General features: G+C 70.0%; 16 protein-coding genes. 14 read left to right on the top strand and 2 right to left on the bottom strand.

Annotation, left to right across the window (positions count from 1 at the left end):
* Positions 1-69 precede the first annotated feature (69 nt).
* The 4 genes from WMF34_RS10600 to WMF34_RS10585 all read left to right on the top strand — a co-directional run bounded on the left by WMF34_RS10600 (position 70) and on the right by WMF34_RS10585 (position 5,008).
* The gene (locus WMF34_RS10600; RefSeq protein ID WP_437993207.1) at positions 70-2,406 is read left to right on the top strand and encodes a serine/threonine-protein kinase; all 2,337 of its coding nucleotides are present in this window, start codon (positions 70-72) and stop codon (positions 2,404-2,406) included.
* A gap of 10 nt (positions 2,407-2,416) precedes the next feature.
* The gene (locus WMF34_RS10595; RefSeq protein WP_437993206.1) at positions 2,417-3,259 is read left to right on the top strand and encodes a hypothetical protein; all 843 of its coding nucleotides are present in this window, start codon (positions 2,417-2,419) and stop codon (positions 3,257-3,259) included.
* A gap of 129 nt (positions 3,260-3,388) precedes the next feature.
* A complete protein-coding gene (locus WMF34_RS10590) occupies positions 3,389-4,237 on the top strand; it encodes a MaoC/PaaZ C-terminal domain-containing protein (RefSeq protein ID WP_012234659.1) in 849 nt (282 codons plus the stop codon).
* Positions 4,238-4,288: 51 nt separating this feature from the next.
* Positions 4,289-5,008, top strand: coding sequence for a peptidylprolyl isomerase (locus WMF34_RS10585; protein WP_437993205.1), 720 nt, complete (start codon positions 4,289-4,291; stop codon positions 5,006-5,008).
* A 72-nt stretch (positions 5,009-5,080) separates the two neighbouring features.
* Here the strand turns inward: WMF34_RS10585 and WMF34_RS10580 are convergent, their stop codons facing one another.
* On the bottom strand, positions 5,081-6,232 hold the full coding sequence (locus tag WMF34_RS10580; RefSeq protein ID WP_437993204.1) for a DUF6599 family protein: 1,152 nt from the start codon (positions 6,230-6,232) through the stop codon (positions 5,081-5,083).
* A gap of 11 nt (positions 6,233-6,243) precedes the next feature.
* Here WMF34_RS10580 and WMF34_RS10575 point away from each other — a divergent pair, with 11 nt between their 5' ends.
* From WMF34_RS10575 to gcvPA, 9 genes are all read left to right on the top strand, one after another.
* Positions 6,244-7,080, top strand: a complete 837-nt coding sequence (locus WMF34_RS10575; RefSeq protein WP_437993203.1) for a pilus assembly FimT family protein — start codon at positions 6,244-6,246, stop codon at positions 7,078-7,080.
* Positions 7,077-7,679 (top strand): type IV pilus modification PilV family protein, encoded by a 603-nt coding sequence (locus WMF34_RS10570; RefSeq protein ID WP_437993202.1) that lies wholly within the window; start codon positions 7,077-7,079, stop codon positions 7,677-7,679. The genes WMF34_RS10575 and WMF34_RS10570 overlap by 4 nt, the downstream gene beginning before the upstream one ends.
* The gene (locus tag WMF34_RS10565; protein ID WP_437993201.1) at positions 7,676-9,040 is read left to right on the top strand and encodes a PilW family protein; all 1,365 of its coding nucleotides are present in this window, start codon (positions 7,676-7,678) and stop codon (positions 9,038-9,040) included. The genes WMF34_RS10570 and WMF34_RS10565 overlap by 4 nt, the downstream gene beginning before the upstream one ends.
* Positions 9,034-9,624 carry a hypothetical protein gene (locus tag WMF34_RS10560; RefSeq protein WP_437993200.1) on the top strand — a complete coding sequence of 197 codons (591 nt, stop codon included), beginning with the start codon at positions 9,034-9,036 and terminating at the stop codon, positions 9,622-9,624. The genes WMF34_RS10565 and WMF34_RS10560 overlap by 7 nt, the downstream gene beginning before the upstream one ends.
* Positions 9,625-9,640: 16 nt before the next feature.
* Positions 9,641-13,285 carry a pilus assembly protein gene (locus WMF34_RS10555; protein WP_437993199.1) on the top strand — a complete coding sequence of 1,215 codons (3,645 nt, stop codon included), beginning with the start codon at positions 9,641-9,643 and terminating at the stop codon, positions 13,283-13,285.
* Entirely contained in the window at positions 13,282-13,824 is a 543-nt protein-coding gene (locus tag WMF34_RS10550; protein ID WP_437993198.1) for a hypothetical protein, read from the top strand. Before WMF34_RS10555 ends, WMF34_RS10550 begins: the two co-directional genes overlap by 4 nt.
* A gap of 95 nt (positions 13,825-13,919) precedes the next feature.
* Complete coding sequence (gene gcvT, locus WMF34_RS10545) at positions 13,920-15,041, top strand: glycine cleavage system aminomethyltransferase GcvT (protein WP_437993197.1); 1,122 nt, start codon at positions 13,920-13,922, stop codon at positions 15,039-15,041.
* An 88-nt stretch (positions 15,042-15,129) separates the two neighbouring features.
* Positions 15,130-15,531 (top strand): glycine cleavage system protein GcvH, encoded by a 402-nt coding sequence (gcvH, locus tag WMF34_RS10540; protein WP_012234648.1) that lies wholly within the window; start codon positions 15,130-15,132, stop codon positions 15,529-15,531.
* A 56-nt stretch (positions 15,532-15,587) separates the two neighbouring features.
* The gene (gene gcvPA, locus WMF34_RS10535) at positions 15,588-16,952 is read left to right on the top strand and encodes an aminomethyl-transferring glycine dehydrogenase subunit GcvPA (protein ID WP_437993196.1); all 1,365 of its coding nucleotides are present in this window, start codon (positions 15,588-15,590) and stop codon (positions 16,950-16,952) included.
* A 397-nt stretch (positions 16,953-17,349) separates the two neighbouring features.
* Here gcvPA and WMF34_RS10530 read toward each other — a convergent pair whose 3' ends face one another.
* Positions 17,350-17,472, bottom strand: a complete 123-nt coding sequence (locus WMF34_RS10530) for a hypothetical protein (RefSeq protein ID WP_437993195.1) — start codon at positions 17,470-17,472, stop codon at positions 17,350-17,352.
* 538 nt (positions 17,473-18,010) lie between these two features.
* On the opposite strand from WMF34_RS10530, the gene WMF34_RS10525 reads away from it, so the two are divergent.
* Positions 18,011-24,724 (top strand): DNRLRE domain-containing protein, encoded by a 6,714-nt coding sequence (locus WMF34_RS10525; protein WP_437993194.1) that lies wholly within the window; start codon positions 18,011-18,013, stop codon positions 24,722-24,724.
* Positions 24,725-24,739: the final 15 nt, after the last annotated feature.

The following is a 24,739-nucleotide window of genomic DNA, read 5'->3' as shown; positions in this document are numbered from 1 at the left end:
CGCGGCGCGCCGAAACGCCGCTCCGTCCGAGAATTTATGGCGGGAGCGGTGCTAGGATCAGCGCCGTCGATGGAGCCGTCCACCGCGAAGAGCTGCCCCTCGTGCGGCGAGCGCTACGACGCGGGCGTTCTCTACTGCCCGCGCGACGGCACCCCGCTCGCGAGCTCGCGCAAGAGCCCCACGTTCGGCGCCGCGGAGCGCGACCCGTACGTGGGCATCACGCTCGGGGGGCAGATCCAGACCCGCCACCTCATCGGCATCGGCTCGATGGGCCGCGTCTACCGCGCCTTCCAGGCCGGGATCGAGCGCGACGTGGCCGTGAAGATCCTCCACCGCGAGCTCAGCAGCAACGCCGAGCTCGTGAGCCGCTTCCACCGCGAGGCCAAGATCTCGAGCCGGCTCGTCCACCCGAACGTCGTCCAGGTCCTCATGACCGGGAGCGTGCCCCCCACGGCCGACCCCCGGATCGGCGGGGAGCTCTACCTCGTCATGGAGCACCTCGACGGCATCTCGCTGCTCTCCGCGCTCGCCGCGGCAGGGGCAGGCGGCGAGAGCGAGGCGCTGCCGCTCCCGAGGGCGCTCCACATCGCCCTCCAGGTGTGCGACGCGGTCGGCGAGGCGCACGCGCAGGGCATCGTCCACCGGGATCTCAAGCCCGAGAACATCATGCTCGTCCGCCGCGGCGAGGACCCGGATTACGTGAAGGTGCTCGACTTCGGCATCGCCCGCCTCGACTGGGCCGACAAAGCGATGACCACCCAGGCGGGGCTCATCTTCGGCACCGCCAAGTACATCTCGCCCGAAGGCGCCGAAGGGCAGCGGGTCGGTCCGCCGGCGGACGTCTACTCCATCGCGACGATGCTGTACCAGTGCCTCGCGGGGCGCGCCCCGTTCGAGGGCGACTCGCCCGTCGCGCTCCTGGTCCAGCACACGCACGCCCCGCCGGCGGACCTGCGCAGCATCGCGCGCTCCAGCTACGTGCCCGAGCCCATCGCGCGGATCGTGATGCAGAACCTCGCCAAGAAGCCCTCGGACCGGGCCCCCGACGCGCGCGCCCTCGGCCGCGACCTCGCCCTCGCCGTCCGGGCGAGCGGGCTCGACCCCGATGAGATCGCCGCCCAGCCCGGGCTCCTGCGCGCCAGCGCGGTCATGAAGCTGGCCTCGAAGTCGCGCACCAAATCGCTCGACCTCTCCCCCGCGCTCGCCGCCCAGATCGGCGGCATCGCCGCGCCGACGCTCGAGAGCGCCCACATCGGCGACCTCGATCCCCGCCTCCCGGGGGCCGAGGCAGCGCGCTACAGCGACCCCGCGTCGCACCGCCGCGAGAGCGACCCCGCGTCGCACCGCCGCGAGGAGGAGCGCTCGTCCTCCGGCGGCGTCGAGCGCGCTTCGTCCAGCTCGATGAGCTCGGCGCCCTCCTGGACGACGCCGCTCGCAGCGCCGTCCCAGGCCGAGCGGCCTTCGAGCGGCGCGCGGTTCGGCGGCGCGTTCGCCGAACCGGTGGAGCGGCTCGACGCCGGAGCTCGCGCATCGTGGAGCGCCGCTCGCCACGGCGGCGCGGAGGACGAGCCTGCGCGCACGGCGATCGGCCTCGGCATCGATCCCATGCGCGACGCCGCGCCCGTCCCGTCGACCATGCAAGGCGTCGAGTCCGCGGCGCGGCCGCTCCCTCGTCGGGCGATGATCGCGCGCGCGACCGCCCTGCTCGCGTGCGCCGGCGCGGTGGGGTTCGTCGTGTTCCTCGGCGGGCGGCACCTCGGCGCCTTCGGGGGGCCGGCCGCGCGCGACACCCTCGAAGCGCACATCGAGCGCGCGCGCGACTGCATGGGCAGGCACGCCTGGGACACCCCGCCCCGCGAGAACGTCAAGGAGATCGTCTCGCAGGCGCTCGCGCGGTGGCCGGGAGACGCGCGCCTCGCCGAGCTCCGCCGCGAGTCGTCCGAGCGCATCGTCGCCGACGCCCTCGGGCGGAAATACGCGGGCGACAAGGCCGGCGCCATCCGGCTGGCGAAGCTCGCGCTCGAGCTGCAGCCGGCGCTCACCACCGCCCAGCACCTCGTCGCCGAGCTCTCCGGCGGCCCGCCGGGCTCCGCCCCGGCGCCGCCACCTCAGGTTGCTCCACAGAGCTCGGGGCCGCAGGCCGCAGGCCTGGACCGCAAGCCTGCGCCGCGCCGCCCCGCGCCGGCCGAGGTCCGCGGCGCTCCCCAGGGCCAGCCGCCGGCGCCCGCCCCCCGGGGCTCGCAGGCGCCGTCCCCGACGCCGGGCGGCGCGGGTTCGCCCGACAGCACGCGCGCCGCCTCGCCGCCGGCCAGCGCCGCACCTGCGCCGATCCTGCCGCCCTCGCCGCCGCCGCTGCCCGCGGACGCCGCCTCGCCGCTCCCCTCGTCGACGGGTCCTTGGTTATAATCCAGAGAAGGTGAGTCCAGGAGGCCGGTACCCGACGTCGCAAGCGCCCGCCAACGCCCGCGCCGGGCAGGGCGGCCGGGCAGCGCTGGTGGGGCGTGGCAGCGCGCGAGCGACGAGCGCGCGCTCGCGCGGCGCTGCGTGCGCCGCCGCGCTCGCCGCGCTCCTGCTCTCCGCCCCCGGCCGGGCCGACGAGAGCAGGGCCGCCCGCCGCGCCGTCGCCGCGCGCGAGCGCGGTTTCCCCTACACCATGGTGGAGGTGAGCAGCGGCGTGATGACGCTCCCCGGCGCCGACGTCTGCCCCGTGTCGCTGTCTCCGGGCGCCTGCGAGCAGGGCGAGACGAGCGTCTCCCTCGGCATCCACAACCTCTACCGCTTTCGCGACATCGGCTTCGGCGCAGGCATCTTCTGGGCGGCGACGCTGACCTCCGACGCCGCGCGCGGCGCGCCCAGCCTCGAGCGCGATCACGCGCGCAGCTACTTCATGCTCGACGGGCTGTTTCGCTACTACGCCCTCCGCATCCGCAGCTCGGAGTGGTGGGCCGGCGTGACGATCGGCGGCGTCGTCGTCAACGACTCGTGGTCGGTCGAGGCCGATCGCAACCCGTACTCGGACACGGCGTACGTCGGGCCCAGGGCGGCGACGCTCGGCACCGAAGGTGTCGCCGCGGGGCTCGCGATCGGCGGCGACTGGGCCTTCGCCGACAACTGGAGCGTCGGGAGCCACATCCGCTACTCGAGCTGGTTCCTCCCCGAGCAGCGCAAGGTCTCCCCGACCGGGGATCTCGCCTCGCTCTCCGAGCGCGTCGACATGTTCAACATCGGCGTCCTGATCGCGTACCGCCTCGCGCTCTGACGCCGCGCCAGGCGCCGCCCGCGGCGCCTCACGCCCTGACGCCGCGCTCCGCTCGGCGGCCGGCAGTTGACGCGACATCGCCAGGTCGGTACGCCTGCCCGGCCGTTTCCATCCTGCGAGGAGCCCCCGATGCCGCTGAATCTCTCGAAGGTCGGCTACACGACCCAGCCCAGCGCGTTCACCTTCAACTGGAAGACCCTGGCCACCTACGCGCTCGGGATCGGCGCCAAGCGCGAGGAGCTCGAGTACCTGTACGAGGGCGCGCCGGGAGGCATGAAGGTCTACCCCACGTTCGGCGTGATCCCCTCCCAGGGGACCGTGTTCGAGGCGCTCGAGGTGGCCGGGGCCGAGCTGGCGCTCATCGTCCACGGAGGGCAGACGCTCCGGGTGCACCGCGCGCTCCCGACGAGCGGGACGCTGTTCACGACCGCCACGCTGGCGGGCATCTACGATCTCAAGAAGTTCGCGCAGGTGATCGTCGAGACGAAGACCACGCTCAACGACGAGCCGCTCTTCGACACGGTGTGGTCGATCATCGTGCGCGGCGTCGGCGGCTTCGGCGGGCCGCGCCCGCCGCACGCCGAGTCGGAGGCCCCCGTGCCGAAGGACCGCGAGCCCGACTGGGTCGTCGAGCAGGCGACGGCGCCCGAGCAGGCGCTGCTGTACCGGCTCTCGGGCGACGAGAACCCGCTGCACGCCGATCCGGAGGTCGCGGCGAAGGCGAGCTTCACGCAGGGTCCCATCCTGCACGGCCTCTGCACGTACGGCTTCGCGGCGCGCGCGATCATCCAGAAGGCGGCGGGCGGCGACGCGAGCCGGCTGCGGGCATACGGCGCGCAGTTCCGCAAGCCGGTGTGGCCGGGCGACACCCTCATCACGCGGGGCTGGGCGCTGGCCGGCGGCAAGGTCGCGGTGGTCACCTCTGTCAAGGATCGCCCCGATCCGGTGCTCACGAGCGCGTGGGCGGAGATCGGCTGACGGCCGGCGTGGCCGCGTGCTAAGGGCCGAGGCCCGGATCAGGGAAGCGTTATGAGCAAGACGAGCGAGAAGGACAGGGCCAAGGACGACGAGGACCTCGACGACGAGGCCGGGTCGACCGACGAAGGCAACGACGACGAGGAGGAAGAGGCGAAGGCCACCGCGGCCCGCGGCCGTGGACACGGCCACGCGCACGACGACGACGACGACGCGGAGGACGACGGCGCCGAGCCCGAAGATCCGTACTGGTGGGCGCCGCACGCCGTGCTCAGCGCGCTCGTGCTGATCGGGCTCCTCGGCTTCGTCGGCATGTTCAACAAGACGCCGCTCGCCCGCCTCGCGGCCCCCGTCGCCCCGGAGCCCGACGAGCACGAGCACGCCACCGCCGCCGCTCCGCCGCCCGCTCCCACGCCCCGCCCGGCGCAGTCGGCGCAGGCGCCGAGGGAGATGTTCGGCGCGAAGCACCTGCTCGTCATGTACAAGGGGAGCCGCCGAGCGCCTCCGACCGTCGAGCGCACGAAGGACGAAGCCAAGGCCCGCGCGACCGAGGCCATGACGAAGGCCAAGGCCGATCCGAGCAAGTTCGCGGACGTCGTGAAGGAGTACTCGGACGAGCCGGGGGCGGACAAGCGCGGCGGGGACCTCGGCAAGTTCCCGAAGGGCGCGATGGTCCCGGAGTTCCAGGCGGGCCTCGAGAAGATCAAGGTCGGCCAGGTGAGCGACCTCGTCGAGACGCCCTTCGGCTACCACGTCATCCTCCGCACGCAGTGAGCGCGCGGCGCCGCCGGGGCCGCGGCGCCGCAGCGTCGCGAGCCCCGGGCGGCTCGACCCTTCCCGCTGCGATCAGCGCGCCGGCGCGCTGACGAGCTTCTTCAGCCTCGCCGTCTTCTCTTCCTTGGTCAGCGTCAGCTTGGCGTGCTCGTCGGCCGTCATGCCGTTGCGGAGCACGCGGGCCTCGTCGCCGATGCCGTAGACGGTCTTGGCGGCGCGCGCGAACACCCACTCGGTCGCGGAGCCCTCGCCGTCCTTGTTCATGAGGCGCACCGCGCCGTCGCCGATGCCCTTCTCCCTGGCCGCGCCTGGCAGCTTCGCCAGCGTCGACAGCACGTCCTTGGCCTGGTCGACGTCGTCGCGCACGATCGCGACCACCCGGTAGCGCTTGTCGACCTCCTTGTAGTAGCCGAACGCGCCGGGCCCGGCGCCATCCACCCCGAGCACGTCCTTGGTCTCGTAGCGGATCCCGAGCGGGATCATGTTGTCCCTGGGCAGCGCCTCCGCGGCAGGCGGCAGCGACGGCTCGCCGGGCAGCTTCGCGCCCATCTCCTTCACGAGCCCAGGCAGGACCTTCTCGCTCGACGACTTGAGCGCCGCCTCGGCCAGCGCCTCGTCGTTGTAGGTGATCTCGGCGAGGTACTGCCCGCGCCAGAGGTACGCGTTCCCGACCCCCATCGCGGCCGCGCCGCCCCCCTCGATCGTGCGGGGTGTCGCCTCGTCGGCGGGGTCGCCATCGCCCACGGTGCGCTTCGTGAACATCCCGTAAGCGCCCTCCGTGGATCCGAATTTCGAGAGGTGGACGTCGACGGTCGCGGAGCCGCCCTCGCCGCTCACGTACCGCGCCTCGACCACGCGCCGCACGCCGAATCCCTTGTAGATCTCGCACTCCCCGTCGAACATGTCGCAGATGCTGTCGAGCGGCAGGGGCGCCGATTCGCCGAACGTCTTCTCCCCGCCGTTCGGGTCGAGGCAGAACCCGCCCGTCGTGCGCGGGAAGAACGGCGCGCTCGCCGCGTCGCTGATCGTCCCCCCGCCGCCGGCGCAGGCGGCCGGCTTCGCGGCCGGCGGAGGCGGCGGCGGCGCGCCGAGGCGCTCTTCCTTCTTGCTGCAGCCCGAAGACAGCGCGGCCACGAGCGCGCCGGCGAGCAGCGCGCAGCGCCACGCACGGGGGCGCAACGGCCCCCCGGGGCACGCGCGCGTCGCGCGAGTCGCAGCTGGCACGCTGTGGTCCAATGGGCCTCTCGGTGAACACCTTTCGGGCGGGAATCGCATGGCCTGTTCGCCTTGCACCTTTTTTCATAGCGCCGCAATCGTTAGCGCCCGCGGCGAATCGCTTTGAGAGATTCTTCATGAAGTTCCATCACTTAGCGCCGCATGTCGAGGGCATGCAGCTTGCCTTTGCCGATCCTTTGGTGCGTCCTCCCTCCTGTTCGCGACCTCCTCCTCGTGATTCCGATCGATCGCGGGCCTGCGCTCCGGGGCAGCGCGCGCTGCGCCGCCGTGGCGCGCGCGGCTTCACCCTGCCGGAGCTGCTCGCGGTGGTGGTCCTGATCGGCATCCTGGCCGCCGCGGCGTCGCCGAGCTTCGTGAGCGGCATGCGCGATCGCCGCGTGAACCGCGCCGCGATGGAGATCAGCGGCATCTACCGGCTCGCGCGCTACCAGGCGATCGGGCGCGGGGCGGCGGTCCTCGTGCGGTGGACGGCCTCGACAGGCGCGTTCCAGGTGCGGCAGGCGCACGTCGACAACATCGCCGCCGGCTCTCTGATCGCGACGAGCTGCCTCAGCGTTACCAACTGGATGGACCCGGCCCAGACCGAGCCGGTCACGACGCTCCAGACCGAGGGCATCGAGCTGGCGGCGATGCAGCTGCTCGATCCCACCGGCGCGGCAAGCGACAACGCCGACGTCTGCTTCACGCCGCGGGGGCGGACGTTCGTCCGCTACAACCCCGCCGGGACGTTCGCGCCGCTGCTCGGCGCGCTCCGGGTGAACGTGACCAACACAAGGACCGGCCTCCAGCGGTCGGTCTTCGTCCCGCCGAACGGCGTCGCGAGGCTCGGGCTGTGAGCGCGGCGCGTGCGAGGAGGGCGGCGAGCCGCGGCTACACGCTCATCGAGGTCATGGCGGCGCTCGGCGTGCTGGCGATCGGCGCCACCGGGGTGCTCGCGCTGCAGAAGGCGACGCTCATCAGCAACACGAACGCGCGCAACCTCACGATCGCCAACAGCATCGCCATGACCTGGGCAGAGCGGCTGCGGGTGGACGCGCTCCAGTGGAACGATCCCATGCGGGTGCCCGACATCAACGACGACACCGCCTGGCTCGCGCTCAGCGCCACCGCCCCGTTCACGAAGGTGACCCCCACGGAGATCACCGCGCTCGGGTCGCCGAGCGCCGACGTGCTCGGGGCCGACATCTACGCGGGCGACACGTGGGAGTCCGCGTTCTGCACGCACGTGCGCTTCCGCCAGTTCACCGATCCCGTGTCGGGCACGCCGATCTGGGACAGCCTCATCCGCGCCGAGATCCGCGTCGTCTGGGAGCGCAACGGGAACCCGATCGACTGCGGGATCGCCCCGCTCGCCGTCGACACAAACCCGGGGCGCTTCGGCGCGGTCTACCTGACGACCGGCGTGCTCCGGAACACGAGCGAGGACAGGCGATGACGACGAGCCGACGCACCACCCGCCCGCGCGCGCGCGCCTCAGGACAGCGAGGCTTCACGCTCGTGGAGCTGCTCGTGGCGATGGCGGCCGGCCTCGTCGTGTCGCTGGCGGCCTTCCTGCTCTCGAAGAACGCGACGCGCTTCTTCCAGAACGAGGCGAGGGCCTCCGCCTCGCACCTCGCGGCGACGCTCGGGCTGAACCGGCTCACCGCGGACCTGCAGCGCGCCGCGTATCTCTCGTCGCCCAACATCCGCGAGGACCCGGAGGTCTGCAAGGTCCCAGCCTCGGGGGACGGCCTGAGGCGCCTCGCCGGGATCTCGATCCTGCGCCAAGGGTCGGAGGTCCTCCATGGGTCGGAGCTCAGCCAGAGCATCGCCAACGGGCTGCACCCCGACTCCATCATCATCGGCGGCAGCTTGAACAGCACCGAGCTGTTCGAGTTCAGGAAGATCAGCGATGAGACGGGCGACTGGGTCGTCGAGCTCAACCCGAACAGCTCCGCCGTGCAGCGCACGCTCGCGCGCGCGCAGGGCGGCGGGCAGAGCCTGACCCAGATCTTCGCGCCTCACCGCTTCCTGCGCATCATGGTCCGCGGTCAGGAGAAGTTCCTGTACGGCGTCATCGATCAGGTCAACGTGGTCGGCACTCCGCCCCTCGAGATCCGCATCATGCTGAAGGCGGATCCCGGCCTGCCGACGCTTGTCGGGCTCGCCGATTGCGGCGTGACCCCCGGCGGCTCCACCGGCGACGGAGGATGGGTGAACGTCGTCTCCCGCGTCCGCTACGACATCCGGAGCCTCGTCGACAAGGGGACGGCCTACGACCCTCTCGTGGCGCCCATCACGACGGAGCTCGGGACGCTCACCGGCGACAACGGCCGCACCGAGCTCGTGCGGGTCGAGCTCGACGAAGAGGATAGGGAGCTCCCGGGCACGCTCGAGCTCATCGCGGAGTACGCCGTCGATCTGAAGTTCGGGATCTCCGTCGCGCAGGAGAGCACCGTCCCTGGAGTGACCAACCCGCAGATCACGCGGTATCCCATCATGGCGACCGACAACGCGCTCGTGTACAGCACCGCCGCCGCGATCGATGCTGGACCGCCCGGCACGCCGGAGCGCGTGCGGTCGGTCCAGGTCCGGCTCTCGACCCGCACCCGCGCGCCCGATCGCGACGTCGGCCTCCCCGTCCCCATACCCCCGGCCTCCGATGGCCGCAGGCTCAGGTTCCTGATCCCCGGCATCGCCGCGGGCGCCAACACCTATGGCAACACGGCGCCCTCCGGATCGCCGCCGGTCTACGCCCGGATGCGCACGCTCTACGCCGACATCGCGCTCCCCAACCAGGCCTACGTCCCATGGTGAACACAAGCATCGCCCGGTCCCGACGGCGCTCCCGCGAGCGGGGCGCCGCCGTCTTCATCGTCGTGCTGGTCATCACGATGCTCACCGCGATCGGCCTGTTCGCGGCCCACGCGGCCACGCTGTCGACCATCGCCAGCGGCCACGAGCGCCGGATGACGCAGACCCACTATCTCACCGAGTACGCGATGCAGCTCGCGATCGCCGAGATCGAGCAGAAGGGCGGCCTGGAGATGATCCCCAGGTCGACGAGCTGCTCGGTCATCACCGACGCGTGCTGGCCGCTCCTGCCGCACACGTTCGACGCGGCACAAGAGCTGCTGGAGCCGCCCGCGGCGGAGACGCCAGGGAGCCTTGGTCGCGCCGACGTCCAGTGGATCGCCAAGGTGGAGATCACTGATAAGATAAGGCCTGCGATAGGAAACCGCGCCGGCAGCGACATGGGCGGCCCGAACCCGGTGAGCGTCGATTACTGCACGGTCACCATGAGCGCGCGGCTCATCGCCTGGCCCGACGGCTCCGCCATCGCGACGGCGGGCAGCCAGGAATCCATGTCCGTCGTTGCCGATATCCTCTGCTCGAAGTGACGAACCGGAGCGCACGATGCGAAACCTGACGAAGGTCCTTGTCACCATGAGCTCCGCGGCGACCGTCGGCCTCGTCGCGGGGCGCGCGCGCGCGCAGGCCATGGATGTGGAGCCGCCGCTGCCCAACGTGCTCTTGCTCGTCGACACGTCGGGCTCGATGGAGAAGACGGTGGCGGGCGGGGAGCCGGACTGCAACCCAGGCACTCCCCCCGCCTCCGAGGCCCTGAAGAGCCGCTGGATGAAGCTCGTCGAGTCGCTCACGGGCCCGATCCAGGACTTCAGCTGCGTCGCGCAGCCCCGCACGAGCACCGCGTTCGTCAACGAGTTCAGCCTCGGGGGAGAGCCGCCCTACGACAGGAACTACTACATCCCGTTCCATCGCATGATCTCGGGCCACTGCACGAAGGGCCCGGGAGCGACCTACGATCTGGTGGGCGAGCATCGCTGGGACAACGCGGCCACTCCTTGCACGACGCCGTTCACGCAGCTCAACTCCGGCTTGCTCGACGTCTATCAGGACCGGATCCGGTTCGGGCTCATGACATTCGACACGCTCCCCGACGCGAGCACCGGGCTCCTCTCCGGCGCTCCCGATCCCGTGGGCGGCATCGAGGGGATGTGGAGCTACTTCCTCGGGTTCGAGCCCGGCCCAGGATACCCGGCGCGGGGCAACCCGCCCGCCTGCGCTCCCGCGGACATGGAGGTCGGCGCCAGGAACCCGGCCGCGCCGCTCTGGGAAGGGCCGCTCATCCCCTTCCCGACCTACACGGCGGACACCACCGAGATCCGCAGCGTGAACGAGAGCATCCAGAACGCGCTCATCGCGATGCGCCCCTACGGCGCGACGCCGCTCGCCGGGATGCTGTCGGACGCGCGCGACTACATCCTCAACGACGCCTCGACCTGGAAGAGCCGGCCGCTCGGGCCGCGCGACGATCCGTTCATCAGCGGCGGCTGCCGCAAGACCTCGATCGTGCTCATCTCCGACGGCGAGCCGAACCTCGACCTGCGCCCGACCTGCACACAGGACGCCGGCCCCGGCCCCGAAGGGACGGGCTGTCCCTACGAGGAGCCTCAGGTCATCGCCCAGTCGCTCAACTCCCACGTCAACCCGAACCGGCGCGTGTCGACGTATACCGTCGGGTTCGGCCTTACCACCCAGGCGCGGCAGGAGCTCGGCGATCCGACGTTCAATTGCGCGACGATCTCCAGCGCTGATTTCCTGCCCGCCGGGCGCTGCGACAACGCCGCTGGCGCGGTCAAGGCGTGCTGCACGCTCTCGCGCATCGCCATCGAGGGCGGGACCGACCGCGGCTATTTCCCGGACGACGCCAACGAGCTCTCCGCGGTGATGTCGCGGATCTTCGCGCAGATCGCCGCGAACTCGACGAGCCGCACCCTCCCCGTCTTCGCCAACGCGACCACGACCGCGAACAACGGCAACACCGACGCGGGGGTCGCCTACCAGTTCGCCTCCTCGTTCAGCCCGCCGCCGGACGGCTCGCTCTGGAGCGGCAACCTCGAGCGCAAGCGCTTCGTCTGCGAGACCGTGAGCGGCGTCATGACGACGCAGCTGAAGGACATCGACCCCGGCAAGGGCGATGACTTCGCGGCCAACGTCAGCTCGAACACCGGGCAGCCGCGGCGGTTCTTCACCGTGATCGGCGACCTCGACACCACCACGCAGCGCATCTGGTCGAGCCGGAGCATCCGCCCCGCCGACGTCGCCACGGACGGGCTGGGCAGCTACACGGGCACGATGACCGGCAGCGGCGCGCCCGCGCAGGCGACGGCGTTCGCGACCGCTCTCTCCAGCGCGTCCCGCGCGCTCGATCTCGATCCCAGCGCGCCCGTCCCGCCGCAGTGCTCGGGCGGGCTGCAGGCGACCAACGCCGCGGACTGCGCCCGGCGCCTCATCGAGTGGGAGGTCGGCGCGCCGATGCCCTCGGGCGTCGCCTCCCGCGAGGGCAACGTGCTCGGCAGCATCTATCACTCCACGCCGGTCGTCGTGGGGCCGCCGAACGACTACATCCCCGACGAGTCCTACCGGGCCTTCGCGGAGAGCCCCGCTCAGAAGACCCGGCCGCTCGTGCTCTACACGGCGACGACCGACGGGCAGCTGCACGCCTTCCAGGTGACCGCGGCAGACGCGGACGACGCGCTCAAGGTGGACAAGGTCGAGAACAACGAGCTCTGGTCGTTCCTGCCGCCCCACGTGCTCCCCCGGCTGCTCGCGACGTTCAACCAGCAATCGCTGCTGCTCGACGGCGCGCCCGTCGTGAAGAACGTCGTCTTCGAGCGCACGTCGGCGCAGGTGAGCAGCGCCAACGCGACCTGGAACACCGTGCTCGTCGCCAGCGGCGGCGCGGGCGGCAGCTTCTACTACGCGCTCGACGTGACGGACCCGAAGGCGCCGCAGTTCCTCTGGCAGCTCTCCACGGACGATAGCGGCACCCCGCTGTTCGGCGACGCGACGCCGACGCCGGCGATCGGCATGGTGGAGATGCAGGACGGCGCTCAGATCAAGGAGATCGCGGTCGCCATCCTGCCCGGCGGCTCCGCCCCGCTCGACACGAGCCAGCCCGCGTGCAACCGGCAGAACGCGACGCCCCCGCTCTTCCATCCGACGGGCACCCTGGCGGTCCGCGACTCGGTCCGGTGCTGGGGCAGCGCGGGCACCGGCGGCCCCGTCGGCCCGGCGCGCTCGCTCACGATCGTCCGGCTCGACACGGGCGAGATCATCCGCACGTTCCGGGGCCGCGTCGACGAGGCCCCGGGCGGGATCGCCTCGCGGACCACGCGGGTCGACTTCGACTCTCCGATCACCGGCGTCCCCGTGCCGTTCCCGGCGGGCGTCGGCGAGGTCGCCGAGCGCATCTACGTCGGCGATGCCGACGGGACGCTCTGGCGCGTCAGCCTGACGAGCACCAACCCGGACGACTGGACCGTGGACCTCGCCTGGGACGCGTACTCGTTCCCGACCGACAGCGCGGCGCGCAGCCAGCCGATCCAGACGACGCCGATCGTGAGCACCGATCCGCTCGGTAACAAGGTCATCCTGTTCTCCACGGGCGATCAGGAGGCGTTCACGGCGAGCGGCGCCATCGAGACGCGGGTCTGGTCGATCACCGAGAAACCGCACGACACAAGCCTCCGCTTCAGCGAGAACTGGGTCGTCCCCTTCACGGGCGGCGAGCGCGTGACCGGGCCCATCTCCCTCTTCAACGGCTGCGCGTACTTCGCGACGTTCAGGCCCGTCGCGCCCGGGACCTACGCGTGCGCGGACGGGCGCGGCGCGATCTGGGGCGTCGACTACCTGCTCGGCAACACGGACTCGCCGGCGTATCCGAACGGCTGCCTCGTCGTCGATCCGGCCGCTCCTCCGGAGCGCTTCGAGCTGCAGTCGCCGGGCACGATCGTCTTCGGCGTGGCCGTGACCCAGAAGCCGACCTGCGTGGAGACGGCGGAGTACACCGATGACTACTTCGGCCCGCAGACGATCGTCCGGCACTCCACCCCGCCCGAGTACCAGCTCGTGTTCCACACCGGCGCCGCCGGCGACGCGGACGCCCAGGGGGGCGCGACGCGAACGAGCACGAGGACGCTGCAGCGGCCGCGCAAGGTCGTTAAGATCGACTCGTGGGCCACCCTCATCGAATGAAGCGAGCCGGCCTGTCGCGCGCCGCCGGCGCGCTCGCCGCGCTCGTCGCGTGCGCATCGGCCGCGCCCGCCTGCCGCAGCGACGCCGGCGCGCCGGCGCCCGCGCCGCAGGCGAGCGAGGCCGCGGCCCCGAAGCCGCCGGTCGACCAGGCGCTGCCGGGCGAGCTCGCCGAGGGGGCCGAGCAGGCGTTCGGCCTGCCCATCCCGCGCCGCATGAAGGTGCGCGCGCGCTTCGCCGATGCCGTCTTCGCCGTCGGGGAAATCCCTGCCGAGCGGGTGGCGAACTACGTGCGCACGCGCGTCCTCGCCGGAAATGTCGAGACCGGGCCTGCGAAGACGATCTTCTCGCGCGCCACCGTGAAGAGCGCGCCGCAGCGGATGATCCGGATCGAGGTCGTCTCGCGCGCGCACATCTCCGAGCTCGTCATCCGCGACGAGACCCGGGCGCCCGCGGAGCAGGGCCTGTCGGTCGAGGAGCGCTGGCGCCGCAGCGGGCTCACGCCGGCCGGCAAGGTGATCGATCCCACCCGCCTCGAGTGAGCGCGAGAGCGGCGGCCTCGACCTCCGGCGCCGCGGGGCCGCTGCGCCCGTCGGCGCCAGTCGACATCTCCGACCTTTCGAAGTAGATCGCGGCCGTGTCGACCAAGCCGCTCCCCACCGCTCCGCTCCGAAGGACGCCGCTCTACGACGAGCACATCAAGCTCGGCGGCCGCATGGTCCCGTTCGCCGGCTGGGAGATGCCGGTCCAGTACAAAGGCGTCACCGAAGAGCACAAGGCGGTGCGCACCGCCGCCGGGCTGTTCGACGTCTCGCACATGGGCGAGATCATCCTGAGCGGCGAGCACGCCGGACAGGTGGTCGACTACCTCGTCACGAACGACGTGAAGAAGCTGGAAGACGGCCACGCGCTCTACACGTGCGCGTGCAACGAGGCCGGAACGATCCTCGACGACCTCATCGTGTACCGGATCGACGCGCGGCAGTGGCTCATCGTCTGCAACGCGTCGAACCGCGACAAGATCGCCGCGCACATCAGGGCCGCGGCGCAGGGCCACTGCAGCTTCGAGGACGCGTCGGATCGCACGGCGATGATGGCGCTCCAGGGGCCGAAGGCGCTCGACATCGTCGCGCTCGCGGGCGGCGACGGCCCCGCGCTGCGCGAGCTCGCGCCGTTCCACTTCCGCGACGCGACGCTCGCCAACGTGCGCTGCACCGTGGCCCGCACCGGCTACACCGGCGAGGACGGCATCGAGATCTTCTGCTCGCCGTCCGACGCGCAGCGGCTCTGGCGCGCGCTCGTCGAGCTCGGCGGGCCGCTCGGCCTCGAGGCGACGGGCCTCGGCGCGCGCGACACGCTCCGCCTCGAGGCGCGCCTGTCGCTGTACGGCAACGACATCGACGAGACGACGAACCCCATCGAGGCGGGCCTCGGCTGGGTGGTGAAGCTCGACAAGGGCGATTTCGTGGGGCGCGCCGCGCTCCAGCGCATCAAGGACGAGGGCCCCGCGCGCAAGCTGGTCGGCTTCGAGATGACGGGGCGCGGCATCGCGCGCCACGGCTACCCGCTGCTCGACGTGAGCGGCGCGAAGGTCGGCGTCTGCACGAGCGGCAGCCCGGGGCCGACCGTCGGCAAGAACATCGGGCTCGGCTACCTGCCGGCGCCGATGGCGGCGGTAGGGACCGCCTTCCAGGTGGACTGCCGCGGGCGCACGGTCGAGGCGGTCGTGGTCAAGACCCCGTTCTACAAGCGGGCCTGACCCGCGCCGAGGCGCGCCGCGGCGGGCCGATCCGAGCAACCGCGCGCGGCGACCAGAGATCCAGGTTGGCAAAGGGAGAAGAAGTCACATGGCGAGCGACAATGTCCGAACGGACCGGCGGTACACGAAGGACCACGAGTGGGCCAAGCAGGAGAACGATCTCGTCGTGATCGGGATCACCGCCTTCGCGGTCGAGCAGCTCGGCGACATCACGCTGGTCAACCTCGACGTGAAGCCGGGCGACACGATCACCGCGGGCACGGCGTTCGGCACGATCGAGAGCGTCAAGACGCTGAGCGATCTGTTCGCGCCGGTGAGCGGCAAGATCCAGCGCGTGAACGCGGATCTCGAGAGCCGACCCGAGCTCGTCAACGACGACTGCTACGGCAAGGCGTGGATGATCGAGGTCGTCCCCTCGGACCAGGGCGAGCTCGGCACGCTCATGGATCCCGACGCGTACGTTGAGCTCCTGAAGACCGCGGCGCACTGAGCGCCGCGCCCCTCCGCGTTCCGCATCACCCTTCCCGCTTCCCGCTGCACAAGACCATGCGCTACCTGCCCCACACACCCGAGGAAATCAGCGAGATGCTGCAGGCCGTCGGCCTGTCGTCGCTCGAGGAGCTCTACAGCGCGATCCCGAAGGAGGCGCGCCTCACGCGCCCGCTCTCGATGGAGCCTTCGCTCGACGAGGCCTCGCTCATGCGGCACCTCGAGGAGCTCGCCCAGAAGAACCGCGCAGGGCGCATGCTCTCGTTCCTGGGCGCCGGCGCCTACGAGCACCATTTCCCGCCGGCCGCCGATCAGCTGCTGCTCCGCAGCGAGTTCTACACCGCGTACACGCCGTACCAGCCCGAGGTCTCCCAGGGCACGCTCCAGGTGATCTTCGAGTTCCAGACGATCGTGAGCGAGATCCTCGGGCTGCCGATCGCCAACGCGTCGATGTACGACGGCGCGAGCGCGCTCGCGGAGGCCGTGCTGATGGCCCGCCGGCTGACGGGGCGCGAGCGCACGGTCCTGTCCGGGGGCGTGCACCCCGACTACATCGGCACGGTCGAGACGTACGTGCACGGCATCGGGGCCGGCAAGGCGTCGCTGGTCGGCGTCGACGTCGGCCGCGACGGCACGGCGGACGTCGAGGCGCTGACGCGGGCGATTGACGAGACGACCGCCTGCGTGGTGGTCGGCTATCCGAATTTCTTCGGCGTCGTGGGCGACATCCGGAAGGTGGCCGAGGTGTGCCACCAGAAGGGCGCGCTGCTGATCACGGTCACCCTGGACCCGTACGCGCTCGCGCTGCTCGAGTCGCCGGGCGCGCTCGGCGCCGACATCGCGGTGGCGGAGGGCCAGCCGCTCGGGCTGCCGCCGCAGTACGGCGGCCCCAACGTCGGGCTGTTCGCGTGCCGGAACGACCGCAAGTACCTCCAGCAGGTGCCCGGCCGGCTTGTCGGCGAGACGGTCGACAAACACGGGACCCGCGGGTACGTGCTGACGCTCGCGACGCGCGAGCAGCACATCCGCCGCGAGCGGGCGACGAGCAACATCTGCACGAACAGCGGCCTCTGCGCGACGGCGGTCACGATGCGGATGTGCATGCTGGGCAAGCGCGGCTTCGTGGAGGCGGCGAAGCAGTGCCTCGCGAAGGCCGAGCACCTGAAGCGGGAGATCGCGCGGCTCGACGGCTACTCGCTGCCGATGTCGGCGCCGACGTTCCACGAGTTCGTCGTGAAGGTCCGCGGCGGGGACGCGGGGCGGCTCACGCGGGCGCTGGCCGAGCAGGGGATCATCGCGGGGCTGGATCTCGGGCGGATCGACGCGCGGCGGCGGGACGAGCTGCTGGTCGCCGTGACCGAGCGGCACAGCCGGGCGGATCTCGATCGGCTCGTCGAGGGGCTCGCGGGGTTCACGGCCTGAAGCGGAGGAGGCGGTTCCGAGCCGAGGGGGGGCGGCGGCTGAGCGGAGCGTGGGGCGGCTGGGGGAGGGTGTGCCGAGCTCCCTCGCCGGGGGCCTACCGCCCCGTTGGTGGCCGTCGCTGGACAGGTGAGCCCTGCGGCCCGCTGCAACGCTTGATGCAAGCGTTGCAACGGGCGACTCGGTCGCCGAGTCGGCCCTTTCAAGCCTTGAGATGGCCGACTCGGCCGGCCAGCGGGGCGGATCAAGCCTTGAGATGGCCGACTCGGCCGGCCAGCGGGGCGGATCAAGGCTTGAAATCGCTCGCTCGGCGACCGGGTCGCCCGTTTCAAGGCTTGAAACGGGCGACTCGGGCGCCCGGGAAGGCGATCTCAACGCGGGGGAGCGCTCACCGCCTTCGTCAGCGCGAGGCGACGTCTCGGCTATGCTGCGCGGGCGACGGGTTCGGCCACAGCGGCAGGAGCGACTGCCGGTAGACGGTGAGACGCAGCAGGTCGATGCCCGCGATGGCGCCGAACGCCACGGCGTCGTCCGTCCCGTAGCTCCCCTGGAGTGAGAGGCTGATCCGAGCGGCGCCCCCAGCGTGAGCGCGCCGGCCACGCCCGTGAAGCCCAGACCCCGGATCGCCTTCAGCCGCGACTCCACCGGGCTTGGCTGCCGGTCGCGACGTACATTCAGCACCCTTTACTGAACTCGCGATCAGGCAAATTCGATGGTGCCTGTGGATGCGGCGCCAAGACATTCGGACTCGCTTCGCATGACAAAGCGTGGACCCCAGTTTTTTTTGAATGTGGAGCTCCCTGACGGCCCCCTAAGGTGCGCCACCTGCCCTGGTCGGCTCAATGCCGCCCATCGCAAAAAATCCAATAACAGGGCGCAGCGCGACAGCGCTTGGTCGTTGGCGCTATGCGGTTCAATGCGTCCATCGTCCAGTGGTGACGCGCTGCAGCCCTCCGCTTCAGTTAAGGAGCTCTTGAGTGAGACATCACGAGCCATCATTTCTTCGACCGCTAGGATCCATCAGGCTCTCACGCATACCTTGGCGGAAATACTCCCTGCTGATGGGGGGTGTCCTGTTCAGCGCAGCTGCGACCGGCTCCGCGTGCAGCTCGAGCTCACCGGAGGAGGAGCTGCACGGCACCGCGAAGCTCGCGGCGGGCACCGAGGACCCGACGTGCGTGACAATCCAGCGCGGTGCGCTCGGCGCGGTTGAGGACGCGACGATCTGGGAGACGTACCCGACCTGGACCGACTCGACCGTGCTGCTCCGCACGGGCACGCTGGCCGGCTTCGGCGTGCGGCACGCCGTCCTCCGCTTCGACCTCTCGCCGGTGCCCCCCGCGGCGCAGGTCGTCTCCGCGACGCTGCGCCTCCGGCAGATCTACCGGGACGATACCAGCTCCAGCACCATCAACATCCACCGGATCCTCTCGCCGTGGACCGAGCCGACAGTGACCTGGCAGAGCCTGGCGAACGGTACCGATTTCGACCCGGCGATCGCGGCGTCATTTCAGTCGTTGCCCGGCGCCGGCATGCGTTCGGCCGATCTGACCGCGCTCACCGCGGCGTGGCTCGCGGGAACCACGCCGAATCACGGCGTGTTGCTGGAAGAGGCGCCGGTCCTCACCACCTCCTTCCGGAGCAGCGAAGACCCGAACGCGTCCGAGCGGCCGAGCCTCGAGGTCTGTTACACGACCGCGCCGACTTGCACCGGCACGCTCGACGACGGCGACGCGTGCACGACCGATACCTGCGATCCGGTGCTGGGTATCCTGCACACGCCCATCGCGACCGACGACAGCGACCCGAGCACGATCGACACGTGCGATCCGGCGACCGGCGCGGTGACGCACGTCGCCTGTCCGGCGCTGGATCCGACCGTAGCCACGCGGCTCATCGATGCCGTGGGCTGCATCTACCAGGGGCCGAACGCGCCGCAGACGGGTGTGACGGCGGCGATCGCCCCGGCTTCTGTGGCGGTCGTCAAGGGCAAGGTCGCGACGCGAGCGGGCGTTCCGATCTCGGGCGTGAAGGTGAGCGTGCTGCACTACGGTGCGGGAGACGCGGAGAGCTACGGGCAGGTCCTCACGCGCGCGGACGGAGCGTTCGAGCTGGTCGTGCGAGGAGGTCAGCCGCTCACGATGAAGTATGAGAAGGCCGGCTATCTGCCGGTGCAGCGGCAGGTGGGCACCCAGTGGCAGCGCTGGTCCGAGGCGCCCGACGTGGTGCTGATCGAGAGCGATCCGGTGGTGACGCCCGTCGCGCTGGGCAGCGCGGCCGGAGCGCAGGTTGCGCGCGGGAGCGTCCAGACGGACGAGAGCGGCACGCGCCAGGCGACGCTGCTCTTCCCTTCGGGCACGACGGGGACGATGACCGTGCCGGACCCGAGCGGCCCGCCGGGAGCGACGATGACCGTGGCGCTGCCGGCGGAGGTGCACGTGCGCGCGACCGAGTACACGGTCGGCCCGAACGGCCCCGAGGCGATGCCGGGGACCCTGCCGCCGACCAGCGGGTACACGTACGCGGTGGAGCTCGGGCTGGATGAGGCCGTGGCCGCCGGGGCGACGAAGGTCGAGTTCAATCAGCCGATCCCGTTCTATGTCGAGAACTTCCTCGATTTCCCGGTCGGGATGCACGTGCCGCTCGGCTATTACGACGCCGAGAAAGGGGCGTGGGTGCCGGCGAACGACGGGCGTGTCATCGAGATCGTCGACGTGAGCGGCGGGGTAGCGTCGGTCGACATCGACGGTGACGGCGCGGCCGACGACGCGAGCGAGCTCGGCGCGCTCGGGATCAGCGCCGAGGAGCTGGAGCAGCTCGGCGCGCAGTATGCGGTCGGGACGAGCCTCTGGCGATCCCTGGTCACGCACTTCACCCCATGGGACTGCAACTGGCCGTTCGGTCCGCCCCCTGGCGCTCCGGCGCCGCCCGTTCCTGACGACGACGACGACGGCGACGACGACGGCGACGGCGACGGCGATGGCGACGGCGATGGCGATGGTGGCGGCGACGGCGATGGTGGCGGCGAGGACGACGACGAGGACGACGACGACGATCCGGACGACCCCAGCCTCGAGTGCGGATCCATCATCGAATGCGAGAGCCAGAGGCTCGGGGAGCGCTTACCCATCGTCGGGACGCCGTTCGACCTCCACTACAAGAGCGATCGCACAGAGGGACTCAACCGGAATCGCCTCGCGATTCCACTGACGACGTCGGCCGTGCCCCCCAACCTCGAGCGGATCGAGTTCGAGGTCACCGTGGCGGGGAAAACATTCGATACGCGCGTCGACTGTCCCTGCTCGCCGAACGAGCAGTACACGTTTGAGTGGGACGGAAGGGATATGTTCGGGCGTGTGGTTCCCGGAGTGCAGCCGGTCACAGTGGACATCAATTACGTCTACGAAGGCTATTACTCTGTGCCGGCCGCGCAGGGAGCGACGTCGAGCGGTGGCGGCGGTCCGCGATCCTTCGGAGCGCCCGCCGACGCGATCATCACGGGGAACCGCACTCGGAAGGAGATCTCCCTGGGCCGACGCTGGGAGAGCACGCTCGGAGCGTGGACCAACAGCACGTCTGCCCTCGGCGGGTTCAGCTTGAGCCATCATCACGTCTTCGATCCCGGCATGTCCATGCTCTACCGCGGCGACGGCTCGCGTCGCACCGGCCGAGCCATGGTTGCCATGCTCCAGCGCATCGCCGGCTATCCACCTCCTCCTGCGAGCAGCGCCACCGCTGAGGGAGTCCGCGCCGATAGAGTGCCCATTGCTGCCGCTCGCGGAATCGCCGTCGGTCCGGATGGAAGCATCTACTACTCCGAGCGTTATATGCATCGCATCCGCAAAATCTCGCCCGACGGCTTCGTCAACACGATCGCCGGCGTCAACGCGCAGGCCGGATTCAATGGAGATAACCAGCCTGCGACACAGGCGTTATTGAACGAGCCTCGGCGACTCACGATTGGACCCGACGGTACCATCTATTTCATCGACGAGCGCAACTACCGCGTCCGTAAGATCTCGCCCGATGGAATCATCACCACTGTCGCAGGCAACGGTCTATTAGGCACTCGACCGCCCGACGGTGTGCTCGCCACTTCCGGCTCCTCGGGCTCCGTGTATGGCCTCGACGTTTCCAGCGACGGCAACCTCTACCTGGCATTCAACAATTCTATCCGCAAGGTGGCGCCAGATGGGATCATCACGACGGTTGCAGGCTCATGGAACACCAACGCTAGTGTCAGCTCCGGCGACGGCGGCCCCGCTGTCGATGCCCGATTCCGTTTGATCTATGACATGACGCTTGGGCCGGACGGATCGATATACATCTCGGAGTCCTCCGGACAACCGTGGGATGGTTACCGGATCCGGCGGATCGATCGCAGTGGGATTATCAACAAGATCGCGGGCACCGCCGAGACGACCACATCCGAGGATGGGGTGCCCGCGATCTCGGCTTCGATCGGTGTTCCCGACTCACTGGCGGTCGGACAGGACGGCAGCGTGTACTTCGCCGCGCAGTCTGGCGAGCTGCTGCAGGACAATCTCATCCGGCGCATCTCGCCCGATGGGGTACTCACCACGTTCGCCGGAAACCGAGCTCCTCGCCCTTGGAATTGCAATGCTTGCGGTCTTGGCGGCCCTCCGACCGCGGCCTGGTTCTTACAAGTGACCGATTTGGCCGTTACTCCAGATGACCGCCTGATGTTCATCGATGGCAGCGGCAGCTCCTTCTACATCGGCCGCGTCGACATGGCGCTCCCGCGCATCCAAGCGGCTCACTTCGCGATCGCGAGCGATGACGGGACCGAGGTGTACATCTTCGACCAGCAGGGTAAGCACCTCGTCACTCATGACACTCTCCTCGGCACCGTGCGCTACGAATTCGGTTATGACGCCAAGGGGCGGTTGAGCACGATCACCGATGTCGACCAGCAGGTCACGACCATCCAGCGCAACGCAGACGGCTACCCGACGGCCATCCTCGCGCCGACCGGGCAGAGCACCGCGCTCACCCTCGACGCCGAGCACTACCTCTGGAAGGTCACGAATCCGGCGAACGAGACGACGACGCTCTCGTATTATCCGAACAGCGGGCTGCTCCAGTCCCTCGAGGACCCGCTCGGCCGGCTGCACCAGTTCGAGTTCGACGCGAAAGGACGCCTCATCAGGGACGAGGATCCGGCGGGCGGCTACAAGCAGCTCACCCGGACCGAGACGCCAAACGGCCACCGTGTCACGGTCACGACCGCGATGGGGTTGACCCGCGGGTACGAGGTCGCGACGCTCCCGGACGGAAGCAAGCAACGCATCCGCACGGGATCGGACGGGCTCTCGAGCGTGGAGCAGATCAGCACGAGCGGAGCCAGGACGACCACGGCGCCAGACGGCACCGTGACCTCCGTCGAGGTGAAGGGGGAGCCGCGCTTCGGCATGCAGTCCCCGTTGGTCAGCAGCGAGGTCACGACGACCCCCCTTGGACGAACAAGGCAAGTTACCCGATCGCGCTCGGTGGTCCTCACGGAGCCGACCAACGCGCTGAGCGTGAGCTCGTTGACCGATTCCATATCGATCAACGGGCGCGCCTCCTCTCTCGTTTTCAACAAGGCTACGAGGGCGACCGTCCACACATCCCCTGCGGGGCGCCAGTCCACGGTCACCCTCACCCCCGAGGGGCGCACCCAGCGCATCGCGGTGCCCGCGATCCTGCCAATGGATTTCACGTACTATCCGGATGGTCGCTTGAGCGCGCGAACCCAGGGAGCCAGGACGTGGACGTACACGTACGAAGATAACGGCTGGCTCACGACGGCAACCGATCCACTGCTCAACACCGTCTCTTTCCTTCACGATGCGGTCGGCCGCGCCACGCAGGTGACGAGGGCCGACGACGAGGTGATCGGAACGAGCTACTATCCCGGCGGGCTCGTCCACACGGTGACGCCGCCGGACCGGCCGGCGCACACATTCGGTTATACGCCGGCAGATCTCCTGGAGGAGTACCTGGCGCCGGCCGTCGGCGGTGGTCCCGGGGATACCTCGTGGTCCTACGATCTGGACGGCATGCTCACGAGCTCGGCGCGGCCGGGTGAGGCCGCGACGGTCTACACGCGGGACCCGTCCACGGGTCGCCTCAGCCAGGTGGCGCTGCCGCTGGGGATGGGCACCATCGGCTACGGCTATCATCCGACGACTGGAAGTCTGACGACCGTCTCCGGTCCTTCAGGCATCTCGCTCAACTTTGCCTACGATGGCGAGCTCTTGACCGGTCTGACGTGGACAGGAACCGGGTTCGGGGGCAGCTCCGCGAGTGTGCAGTGGGCCTACGACAACGACTTCCGCATCGATACGGAGACGGTGGGCGGCGGTGCGACCATCAACTTCGACTACGACGCAGACGGCCTCCTCACCCAAGCGGGCGGGCTCACGCTCTCCCGGCACCCCGGCAACGGGATGTACACCGGGAGCACGATCGGCGTCGTAACCGACGGGGTCACCCACGACGCGTACGGCGCCGTGGCGACCTATGTCGCGCAGGCGAACGGGTCGACGGTGTACGAGGTGACGTATACGCCCGACGCTCTGGGGCGCATTCAGAGCCTCACGGAGACGATACAAGGGGACACGGCGACGTACGCGTATGTCCGCGACCTCAACGACCGCCTCACCGACGTGTACCGCAACGGCGTGCTCACAGCCCACTACAATTACGATGTAAACGGAAACCGCCTGGCGCACACGTCGTCGTCGGGGACAGCGATCGGCGTGTACGATGACCAGGACCGGCTGTTGAGTTACGGGAGCACGACCTACGGGGTGAGCCCGACGGGGGACCTCGCGACCGTGACCGACACGGCTACGGCGGCGACGACGACCCTGATGTATGATGCACGCGGCAACCTCCGCCAGGTGGTGCTGGGCAGCGGCGACGTGATCGAATACCTGGTGGACGGCGAAAATCACCGGATCTGGAAGAAGAAGAACGGCGTGATGGTACAGGGATTCCTCTACCGAGACGACCTGCAGCCCGCGGCGGAGCTCGGCCCCACGGGTGCGGTAGTGGCGCAGTTCGTCTACGGCCAGGACCGCAACGTGCCGGATCTCGTCCTGAAGGGCGGGGCGACCTACCGGATCCTGACGGACCATCGCGGCAGTCCGCGTCTGGTCGTGAACACCGCGACCGGGGCAGTCGCGCAGCGCATCGACTACGATGAGTTCGGCCGCGTCCTCCAAGACACGAACCCAGGCTTCCAGCCGTTCGGCTTCGCCGGTGGATTGTACGATGCCGAGACGAAGCTGGTGCGCTTCGGGGCGAGAGATTACGACGCGGAGGTGGGGAGGTGGACGGCGAAGGACCCGATTCTGTTCGATGGTGGTGACGCCAACCTGTACGGGTACGTGCTCAACGATCCGGTCAACTTCACCGACCCGAACGGTTATGGCCCTATCGAGCTCGGGCAGTGCCTCGCGCGCGGAGGCAGCCTGAGTGATTGCCTTGCTGAGGAGCGCGAACGGCTTTGCAATGGTCCGCTCGGTTCGGTGGTGTGTGGGGGCGGGTCGAAGTCAGGGGATGGGTCCGGATCCAATCCCAAGCCAAAGGATAAATTCGGGATGTGCCCCGAGTACCGGAAACCGGGCGACGAATGGAAGGAGAAGATCAAGCGCTGCAAGTCGAAGTCCGGCCGCGATCGCATCGTCTGCTGTATGGAGGAGTGTAGTCACGACAAGGTCGGGGATCGTGGCGGCGAGTGTTTTCTTCAATGTACTGCGCAATGAACGCTGCGGGTGACA

It is taken from the genome of Sorangium sp. So ce145, from assembly GCF_051525985.1.
Taxonomy (GTDB): Bacteria; Myxococcota_A; Polyangia; order Polyangiales; family Polyangiaceae; genus Sorangium; species Sorangium cellulosum_B.
The sequence above is the reverse complement of the archived record's forward strand: the minus strand, read 5'-3'. Positions and strand labels throughout refer to the sequence as shown.